We start from the raw sequence: 9,343 nt of genomic DNA on the forward strand, positions 1-9,343 counted from the left end.
GGCGCGGGATTCGACCCAGGCCAAACGGCGGATAACGCGGAGCGTTATTCGCCCTACGCCAGGCTCGACCATGACGTAGGGCGAATAACCGTTCGCGGTTGTACGCCGTTTCACCTTTCTCATCGCCAACGCCATGGCTGGCCTTGGCGCGGCCGTCAGCGATAGTGATCGAGGATGCGCGCGATTTCCCCGGAGGCCTTGAGCTCGGCCAGGGCGTCGAGCACCGCCTGGGTCGGCAGGTGCGGGTCGTCGAGGACCATGCAGCCCAGTTCCGCCTGGTCGAGCTGGGCGGCCGGGTAGAGGCGGTGCTCGGCCGGCCGCGCGAGGTTGAACCAGTTCAGCGCGACCTCGCTGGACACCGCATAGTCGTAGCGCCCGGCCTCCAGCTTCTTCAGCACCAGCTCCTGGTTGCGTGCATCGTCGCGGTGCAGGCGCCCGCTGGCGAACGACAGCTGCAGGTAGGGGTAGGCGTAGCCGAGGACGGTGCCGATGCTCTGCCCGGCCAGGCTGGCGACGTCCACCGGGGCCCGCTCCCGGGCCACCAGCAGGTCGCGCTGGATCATCAGCGGCACGCTCCAGCGGTAGTCGCGGAACTCCTCGCTGAGCCAGGCGGGGGAGATGTAGCAGCGCACGTCGATGCTGTGGTTGTGCAGGGCCTGTTCCACCCGGGCCCGCGGCAGCACGTGGAAGGACGGGGCCATGCCGACCTTGCGCGCGGTACTGGTGAACAGCTCGAAGAGGATACCGCCGGTCAGCTGGCCGTCCTCGACCCGCGCCAGCGGCATGGCCCAGCCCTCGACCACCGAGAAACTCAGCTGCCGGGGATCGGCCTGGGCCAAGCCGGCGATGAGTAGGAGGGCGGGGACGAGTGCGCGCATTCGGGCTCCGGACGTGCGGAAGCAGGACACAATGCCTGTTTCGGGGGGGGCTTGCCAAGCCTGTCAGGTTGCAGGCCCTTGCATCGGGTGCAATTTCCGGTCCTCTTCGCTAGGATTAGCCCACTTCCGCCTACCAGCCGCGATGGATTTCAATGAGTTATCAGGTTCTTGCCCGCAAATGGCGTCCGCGTTCGTTCCGCGAAATGGTCGGCCAGGCCCACGTCCTCAAGGCCCTGATCAACGCGCTGGACAACCAGCGCCTGCACCACGCGTACCTGTTCACCGGTACCCGCGGCGTGGGCAAGACCACCATCGCGCGCATCCTCGCCAAGTGCCTGAACTGCGAGACCGGCATCAGCTCCACCCCCTGCGGCCAGTGCTCGGTGTGCCGGGAGATCGACGAAGGCCGCTTCGTCGACCTCATCGAAGTGGACGCCGCCAGTCGCACCAAGGTCGAGGACACTCGCGAACTGCTGGACAACGTGCAGTACGCGCCGAGCCGCGGGCGCTACAAGGTCTACCTGATCGACGAAGTGCACATGCTTTCCAGCCACAGCTTCAACGCCCTGTTGAAGACGCTGGAAGAGCCGCCGCCCCACGTCAAGTTCCTGCTGGCCACCACCGACCCGCAGAAGCTGCCGGTGACCATCCTCTCGCGCTGCCTGCAGTTCAGCCTGAAGAACATGCCGCCCGAGCGCGTGGTGGAGCACCTGACCCACGTGCTCGGCGCCGAGAACGTGCCCTTCGAGGAAGACGCCCTGTGGTTGCTGGGCCGCGCCGCCGACGGCTCCATGCGCGACGCCATGAGCCTGACCGACCAGGCCATCGCCTTCGGCGAGGGCAAGGTGCTGGCCGCCGACGTGCGCGCCATGCTCGGCACCCTCGACCACGGCCAGGTCTACGGTGTGCTCCATGCGCTGCTCGAAGGCGACGCGCGGGCCCTGCTGGACGCCGTGCGCCACCTGGCCGAACAGGGCCCGGACTGGGGCGGGGTGCTGGCCGAGATCCTCAACGTGCTGCACCGCGTGGCCATCGCCCAGGTGCTGCCGGACGCCGTCGACAACGGCCAGGGCGACCGCGACAAGGTGCTGGCCCTGGCCCAGGCGCTGCCCGGCGAGGACGTGCAGTTCTACTACCAGATGGGCCTGATCGGCCGTCGCGACCTGCCCCTGGCGCCGGACCCGCGCAGCGGCTTCGAGATGGTGCTGCTGCGCATGCTGGCCTTCCGTCCGGCGGACGGCGGCGCCCCACCGAGGTCACCGCTAAAGGACCTGGGGATCGGCAAGGCCACGGCTGATTCCAACCGCAACCCAGTGGCCGGCGCCGCCGTCGCGGCGCCGGCAGCCGTTGCCAGCGTGGCGAGCGTGCCGGTGGTTTCCACCGTGCCCGCCGCCGTTGCGCCGGCCGCGCCCGCGCCGCAGCCTGTGGCGGCTCCGGCTCCGGCTCCGGCTCCGGCTCCGGCTCCGGTGGTGGAGGCCGAGCCTGTGCCCGAACCCGCGCCGGCGCCCGTCGTCCCCGTTGTCGAGGCCGCACCCGTCGAGCCCGCTCCGCAGGCCCCGGTCGAGACCGCGCCCGAGGTACCCGCGGTCGAACCGCAGGCCGCCGTGGAGGCACCGGCCCCCGCCGTCGACCTGCCCTGGGAAGAACCCGCCGCGCCGGCCGCCGTCGCACAGCCGCAGGTCGAGCCCGAACCCCAGCCGGCGCCCGCGCCCGCTGCGCTTCCGGAGCCGGCGCCCATCGCCATGGCCGACAGCGAGGACGACGACCGCGACGAAGAGCCGCCGCCGGCCGACGACTACTATGAAGTCGACATGGATGCGTTCAGCTACCTGGACGCTGGCGACGAGCGGCAGGCCGAGGCCCAGCCCGAGCCGGAACCGGAGCCGGCAGCCCTGCCGGCCACGGGCCTGGCCGCCGAGTGGCTGGACCTGTTCCCGCGCCTGGGCCTGGGCGGCCTGACCGCGAGCATCGGCGCCAACTGCACCCTGGTCGCGGTGGAAGACGACGTCTGGCACCTGCACCTGGACCCGGGGCAGAGCGCGTTGTACAACGCCACCCAGCAGCGCCGCCTGAACGAGGCGCTGAACCAGTACCACGGGCGTCCCCTGAAGCTGGAAGTGACCATCCAGAAGCCCGAGCAGGAAACCCCGGCCCAGGCCGCGGCGCGCAAGCGCGCCGAGCGCCAGCGCGAGGCCGAGGCCTCCATCGGGGCAGACCCGTACGTGCTGCAGATGCGGCAGCAGTTCGGCGCGGTGGTCCGCGCCGGTACCATCGAACCCCTGGCGGCGAAGGCCTGACTGCCTGCGCCCAACCAACCCTGAACGACCGAGGTGATCGAGATGATGAAAGGTGGCATGGCCGGCCTGATGAAGCAGGCCCAGCAGATGCAGGAAAAGATGCAGAAGATGCAGGAAGAGCTGGCCAACGCCGAAGTCACCGGCCAGTCCGGCGCCGGCCTGGTGAGCGTGGTGATGACTGGCCGCCACGACGTCAAGCGCGTCAGCCTGGACGACAGTCTGATGCAGGAAGACAAGGAAATCCTCGAGGACCTGATCGCCGCCGCGGTGAACGACGCCGTGCGCAAGATCGAGCAGAACAACCAGGAGAAGATGGCGGGCATGACCGCCGGCATGCAGCTGCCCCCCGGCTTCAAGATGCCCTTCTGATTTGTCTTACGCTGCACCCGTAGAAGCGAGCTTGCTCGCGAACGCTCTTCCCGCTGTTTCGGCGCGTTGAAGGTTCGCGAGCAAGCTCGCTCCTACACTTTCCGGTAGACGGAGCGCCCCGTAGGATGGGTGGAGCGAAGCGATACCCATCACCATGACCGCATGGGTTTCGTAGACTCGACCCATCCTGCGAAAGGCACTTCGGCGCAGCCGGCAAGATAATTCCTCTACCACGTCCATACCTTCCCGAATCCCGAGACCGGTTCCCCCATGAGCTTCAGCCCGCTGATCCGCCAACTCATCGACGCCCTGCGCATTCTCCCTGGGGTGGGGCAGAAGAGCGCCCAGCGCATGGCGCTGCAGCTGCTGGAGCGTGACCGCGCGGGCGGCCTGCGCCTGGCCCAGGCGCTGACCCAGGCCATGGAAGGGGTGGGGCATTGCAAGCAGTGCCGCACGCTGAGCGAGGAAGAGCTGTGCCCGCAGTGCGCCGACCCGCGCCGCGACGACTCGCTGCTGTGCGTGGTGGAAGGCCCGCTGGACGTGTTCGCGGTGGAGCAGACCGGCTACCGCGGGCGCTTCTTCGTGCTCAAGGGCCACCTGTCGCCACTGGACGGCCTGGGCCCGGAGGCCATCGGCATTCCCGAGCTGGAAGCGCGGATCAAGGCCGGCAGCTTCAGCGAAGTCATCCTCGCCACCAACCCCACGGTGGAAGGCGAGGCCACCGCCCACTACATCGCCCAGCTGCTGGCCGGCAGCGGCCTGGTCCTGAGCCGCATCGCCCATGGCGTACCCCTGGGCGGCGAGCTGGAACTGGTGGACGGCGGCACCCTGGCCCACGCCCTGGCCGGGCGCCGGCCGATCGTCTAGTCGCGGCGCATCGGGCCGAAACGGCCCAGGCGATGGCAAAAGCCTCGCCTTGTAAACCAAGCAAGCGCTAGGTAAGTTTTCAGGCAACCCGCCTGGAGGCTCGCCATGTCCGCATTCACCGATTACTTCGACGATAGCCACCGCCTGGTCCGCGACTCGGTGCGGCGCTTCGTCGAGCGGGAAATCCTCCCGCACATCGCCGATTGGGAAGAAGCCGAGGAGTTCCCCCGCGAGCTCTACCGCAAGGCCGGCGAGGCCGGCATCCTCGGCATCGGCTACCCGGAAGCCTACGGCGGCAGCCACGAGGGCGACCTGTTCGCCAAGCTGGCGGCCAGCGAGGAACTGATGCGCAGCGGCTCCGGCGGCCTGGTGGCCGGCCTGGGCTCGCTGGACATCGGCCTGCCGCCGCTGCTCAAGTGGGGCCGCCCGGAGCTGCGCGAGCGCATCGTACCGCAGGTGCTGGCCGGCGAAAAGATCATGGCCCTGGCGGTCACCGAGCCCTCCGGCGGCTCCGACGTGGCCAGCCTGAAGACTCGCGCCGTGCGAGACGGCGACCACTACCGCGTGACCGGCAGCAAGACCTTCATCACCAGCGGCGTGCGCGCCGACTACTACACGGTGGCGGTGCGCACCGGCGGCGAGGGCTACGGCGGCATCAGCCTGCTGCTGGTGGAGAAGGGCACCCCCGGCTTCACGGTGGGCCGCAAGCTGAAGAAGATGGGTTGGTGGGCCTCGGACACCGCCGAGCTGTTCTTCGACGACTGCAGGGTGCCGGTGCAGAACCTGATCGGCATGGAGAACATGGGCTTCGCCTGCATCATGGCCAACTTCCAGAGCGAGCGCCTGGCCCTGGCCACCATGGCCAACATGACCGCCCAGCTGGCGCTGGAGGAAGCCCTGAAATGGAGCGCCGAGCGCGAAGCCTTCGGCAAGCCCATCGGCAAGTTCCAGGTGCTCAAGCACCGCCTGGCGGAGATGGCCACCCAGGTCGAGGTGTCCCGCGAGTTCACCTACCGCCAGGCGGCGAAGATGGCCGCCGGGCAGAGCGTGGTGAAGGAAATCTCCATGGCCAAGAACTTCGCCACCGACGTCGCCGACCGCGTGGTCTACGACGCCGTGCAGTTGCTCGGCGGCATGGGCTACATGCGCGAGAGCCTGGTGGAGCGGCTGTACCGCGACAACCGCATCCTCTCCATCGGCGGCGGCACGCGGGAGATCATGAACGAGATCATCGCCAAGCAGATGGGGTTGTGAGGGAGAGGGCTGTCTGTAGGAGCGAGCTTGCTCGCGAACCAGTGGAGTTACCTGGCTGCGCTGGTGCATAGCCGGACCTCGTTCCCTCTCCCTAACCCTCTCCCTGAAGGGAGAGGGGACCGTTGGGCAGAAACGGATGTTCTGGCGTTAGCCGGCAACACCGCAGGTTTCCAGCTGAAACCATTCCTTCTCTCGGCACGGACAAGCCCCCTCTCCCTTCAGGGAGAGGGCTGGGGAGAGGGCGCGGAGTCAACCCCAAACACCGTAGCCGCCGGGAAACGCCATTGTTCGCGAGCAAGCTCGCTCCTACGAAGAGCAAGGCCCCGTAGGATGGCGTTGAGCGAAGCGATACCCATCAAACAGAAAACCCGCTCCAGGGAGCGGGCTTCTTCTTTCATCGACCCCGGGCCCTACTTGGCCTCGTAACCCTCCGGCCGGGCCTTGGGCTTGGGCGCGAAGCGCGCGGCCAGGCGCATGCTGACGGTAACCACCTTCTGGTACCACACCGGCAACAACCGCAGCATCACATCAATGGCATGTGCATCCGTGCCGATGAGGATGCGCCGGGCGTCGCGCTCCACGCCGCGGATGATCACCTGGGCGGCCTTTTCCGGGGTGGTGCGCAGCAACTGGTCGTTGAACTGCTGGCGCGCGGCGTTGGCGTTCTGCCCGGTGACCTTGGCCAGGCTGTCGTTCATCCGCGCAGTCTTGGCGATGTTGGTGCGGATGCCGCCGGGGTGCACGCAACTGGCCGAGACCGCGCCGCCTTCCATGTCCAGTTCCTGGCGCAGCGACTCGGTGAAGCCGCGCACGGCGAACTTGGTGGCGTTGTAGGCGCTCATGCCCGGCTGCGAGAACAGCCCGAAGACGCTGGAGACGTTGACGACGTGGCCCTCGCCGGACGCCTTGATGTGCGGCAGGAAGGCCTTGGTGCCGTACACCACGCCCCAGAAGTTGATGTTGGTGATCCACTCGTACTCTTCGTACTCGCTGCCCTCCACCGTGCCGGCGTGGGCCACCCCGGCGTTGTTGAACACCAGGTTGACCTTGCCGTGCTCGGCCACCACCTTGTCGGCCCAGGCGTGTACCTGCTCGCGCTCGGCGACGTTGACCACCTCGGTGGAGATGCGCACGCCGTAGGAGGCCAGGCCCTGGCGGGTTTCCTCAAGGCCACTGGCGTTGACGTCGGCCAGCGCCAGGTGGCAGCCGCGCGAGGCCAGCTCGCCGGCCAGGGCGCGGCCGATGCCGGAACCGGCGCCGGTGATGGCGGCGACTTTGTTCTCGAAGGACTTCATGCCGGGACCTCCTCGGCGCGGGGTTGCTGGATGACTGCGGTTTCCTCGAACGGCCTGGCCTTCAGATGATAGGCGGCGGCGTCGAAACTGCGGGTGAGCAGGCGGAAGCGCCAGGTGAAGCCCGGCCACAGGGTGCAGTTGCGCCCGCTCACCGGGTGCAGGTACCAGCTCTTGCAGCCGCCGGTGTTCCACACGCTATGGTTGAGCCCGCGCTGCAGCTTGAGGTTCCAGCGCTTCTGCTCGTCTTCCTTGACCTCCAGGCTGAGCAGCTCGCGGCGCTTCATCAGCTTCAGCGCGCCGAGCACGTAGGCGATCTGCGATTCGATCATGTAGACCATGGAGTTGTGGCCCAGGCCGGTGTTCGGGCCCATCAGGAAGAACAGGTTGGGGAAGCCGCGGGTGACGGTGCCCTTGTAGGCCTCCGGGCCTTGCGGCCAGGTGTCCAGCAGGTCCACGCCGCCACGGCCGAACACGGTGCCGCGGGGGATGGGGTCGTTGGCGGTGAAGCCGGTGCCGAAGATGATCGCGTCCACCTCGCGCTCCTGGCCGTCGGCGGTGACGATGCTGTGCTCGCGGACCTCGCGGATGCCGTCGGTGATCACCGAGGCGTTGGGCGCGGCCAGCGCCGGGTAGTAGTTCGGCGACATCAGGATGCGCTTGCAGCCGATGGTGTAGTCGGGGGTGAGCTTGCGGCGCAGCTCCGGGTCCTTGACCTGCTGGTGGATGTAGCGCACCGCCAGCTTGCCGATCATCTTCATCGCCCAGGGCGCGAAGGTGAAGCCCAGCACGCGGCCTTCGAGCATGCTGTACAGGGCGCCGCGCCAGAGCTTCTGCACCAGCGGGAAGTGCTTGAAGCGCGCGCGCTCCTTGTCGCTGATGGCGCGGTCGGGCTTGGGCAGGATCCAGGGCGCGGTGCGCTGGTAGAGGTCCAGCTTGGCCACCAGCGGCTGGATTTCCGGAACGAACTGGATGGCCGAGGCGCCGGTGCCGATCACCGCCACGCGCTTGCCCGTCAGGTCGTAGTCGTGGTCCCAGTGCTGCGAGTGGAAGGCGTGGCCCTTGAAGCTGTCCAGGCCCTTGAGGTCGGGGGTCGAGGGGATCGACAGGGCGCCCATGCCGGAGACCACCGCCTGGGCGGTGTAGTGGTTGCCGGCGGCGTCGTGCAGGTGCCAGAGGTCGCGCGCCTCGTCCCATTCCAGGCGCTGGATCTCGGTGTCGAGCAGGGTGCGGCCTTCCAGGCGGTACTTCTTCCAGCAGTTCTCCAGGTAGGCGCGGATTTCCGGCTGGCGGGCGAACATGCGCGTCCATTCCGGGTTCGGCTCGAAGGAGAAGGAGTAGACGTGGGACTGCACGTCGCAGGCGCAGCCGGGGTAGTTGTTGACCCGCCAGGTGCCGCCGACGCCGGCGTCCTTCTCGAACAGCAGGAAGTCGTCCTCGCCCTCCTGGCTCAGGCGGATGGCCATGCCCAGGCCGGAAAAGCCGGTGCCGATGATGGCTACCTTGCAGTGTCTGACCGCGGCAGTCTTAGGTTGAGTTCCCATTTACCTGGCTCCTGTTATGCTTGTGTGCAGGCGTATACAACTGTCTACGTGCTGCCAATGTAGACATCTGTATACTTCGCGGGCAACCAATCTTTAGGGTGGGCGAGGTGGGGCAAGGATGAGTCTGGAAACGGATGCGGTAACACAACGCCAGGATGCGCCGGGCAAGCGCCTGCTGATGGAGGCGGCGCTGCGCTTGGCCTCCAGCCGGCGCAGCCTGAGCAGCATCGGCCTGCGCGAACTGGCCCGCGAGGCCGGGCTGAACCCCAACACCTTCTACCGCCACTTCGCCGACGTCGACGACCTCGGCCTTGCGATCATCCGCGACATCGCCACCGAGCTGCGCCAGCCGCTGCGCGAACTGCGCCGCGAAGCCGCCGAGCGCGCCCCGGCGGCGGGCGGCGCGGCGGCCACCCCGCTGGGCCTGGACTTCGCCCGCGGCCAGCGGGTGTGCGAGGAGACGGTGAGGCTGTTCTTCGACTTCGTCGAACGCCACCCCGAGGCCTTCATCATCGGCGTGCGCGAACTGCACGGCCCCTCGGCGGTCCTGCGCGAGGCCCTGGGCCAGGTGATGGACGACTTCGGCGCCGACATGGCCGAGGACATCGCCCTGTTCCACCTGCTGCCGGAGGTGCCGGCGCAGGAGGTGGCGCAGCTGTCGAGGCTGATCAGCCGGCAGCTGTTCCAGCTGTCGCTGGACTACCTGGAACTGCCGGCGGGGCGGCGGGGCGTGGTCTGCGCGCTGGCGGAGCGGCAGGTGCTTCTGTTGTTCACCGGGGCGGCGGTGTTGCAGGCGTTGGGGGTGTAGAGCCGCCCGCGCCGAGCTGCTCTTCGTAGGAGCG

At 68.2% G+C, this 9,343-nt stretch carries 7 protein-coding genes and 1 pseudogene; 5 read left to right on the plus strand and 3 right to left on the minus strand.

The annotated features are described in order from the left end of the window. Positions 1-155 precede the first annotated feature (155 nt). A complete protein-coding gene (locus DK254_RS31175; protein WP_109936926.1) occupies positions 156-878 on the minus strand; it encodes an ABC transporter substrate-binding protein in 723 nt (240 codons plus the stop codon). 152 nt (positions 879-1,030) lie between these two features. Between DK254_RS31175 and dnaX the strand changes: the two genes are divergently transcribed. From dnaX to DK254_RS31195, 4 genes are all read left to right on the plus strand, one after another. Next, positions 1,031-3,175: a DNA polymerase III subunit gamma/tau gene (gene dnaX, locus DK254_RS31180; RefSeq protein WP_109936927.1), complete on the plus strand. Its 2,145-nt coding sequence runs from the start codon at positions 1,031-1,033 to the stop codon at positions 3,173-3,175. Between the two features lie 42 nt (positions 3,176-3,217). After that, positions 3,218-3,544: a YbaB/EbfC family nucleoid-associated protein gene (locus DK254_RS31185; RefSeq protein WP_009619439.1), complete on the plus strand. Its 327-nt coding sequence runs from the start codon at positions 3,218-3,220 to the stop codon at positions 3,542-3,544. Between the two features lie 270 nt (positions 3,545-3,814). Beyond that, the gene (recR, locus tag DK254_RS31190; protein ID WP_109936928.1) at positions 3,815-4,411 is read left to right on the plus strand and encodes a recombination mediator RecR; all 597 of its coding nucleotides are present in this window, start codon (positions 3,815-3,817) and stop codon (positions 4,409-4,411) included. 105 nt (positions 4,412-4,516) lie between these two features. Further along, entirely contained in the window at positions 4,517-5,665 is a 1,149-nt protein-coding gene (locus DK254_RS31195; RefSeq protein ID WP_109936929.1) for an acyl-CoA dehydrogenase family protein, read from the plus strand. 410 nt (positions 5,666-6,075) lie between these two features. Here the strand turns inward: DK254_RS31195 and DK254_RS31200 are convergent, their stop codons facing one another. Together DK254_RS31200 and DK254_RS31205 are read right to left on the minus strand one after the other, a co-directional pair. Further along, entirely contained in the window at positions 6,076-6,960 is an 885-nt protein-coding gene (locus DK254_RS31200; RefSeq protein WP_109936930.1) for an SDR family oxidoreductase, read from the minus strand. After that, positions 6,957-8,541, minus strand: a pseudogene (locus DK254_RS31205) (flavin-containing monooxygenase). The gene DK254_RS31200 and the pseudogene DK254_RS31205 overlap by 4 nt, the downstream one beginning before the upstream one ends. A gap of 78 nt (positions 8,542-8,619) precedes the next feature. Here DK254_RS31205 and DK254_RS31210 point away from each other — a divergent pair. Beyond that, entirely contained in the window at positions 8,620-9,309 is a 690-nt protein-coding gene (locus tag DK254_RS31210) for a TetR family transcriptional regulator (protein ID WP_109936932.1), read from the plus strand. The last annotated feature ends 34 nt before the right edge of the window (positions 9,310-9,343 follow it).

Source organism: Pseudomonas sp. RW407, from assembly GCF_003176655.1.
GTDB classification, from domain to species: domain Bacteria; phylum Pseudomonadota; class Gammaproteobacteria; order Pseudomonadales; family Pseudomonadaceae; genus Pseudomonas; species Pseudomonas delhiensis.

Coding starts and splice junctions, on each gene's coding strand:
- DK254_RS31175 (WP_109936926.1), bottom strand. CDS start 878: ATGCGCGCACTCGTCCCCGCCCTCCTACTCATCGCCGGCTTGGCCCAG.
- DK254_RS31195 (WP_109936929.1), top strand. CDS start 4,517: ATGTCCGCATTCACCGATTACTTCGACGATAGCCACCGCCTGGTCCGC.
- recR (WP_109936928.1), top strand. CDS start 3,815: ATGAGCTTCAGCCCGCTGATCCGCCAACTCATCGACGCCCTGCGCATT.
- DK254_RS31210 (WP_109936932.1), top strand. CDS start 8,620: ATGAGTCTGGAAACGGATGCGGTAACACAACGCCAGGATGCGCCGGGC.
- dnaX (WP_109936927.1), top strand. CDS start 1,031: ATGAGTTATCAGGTTCTTGCCCGCAAATGGCGTCCGCGTTCGTTCCGC.
- DK254_RS31185 (WP_009619439.1), top strand. CDS start 3,218: ATGATGAAAGGTGGCATGGCCGGCCTGATGAAGCAGGCCCAGCAGATG.
- DK254_RS31200 (WP_109936930.1), bottom strand. CDS start 6,960: ATGAAGTCCTTCGAGAACAAAGTCGCCGCCATCACCGGCGCCGGTTCC.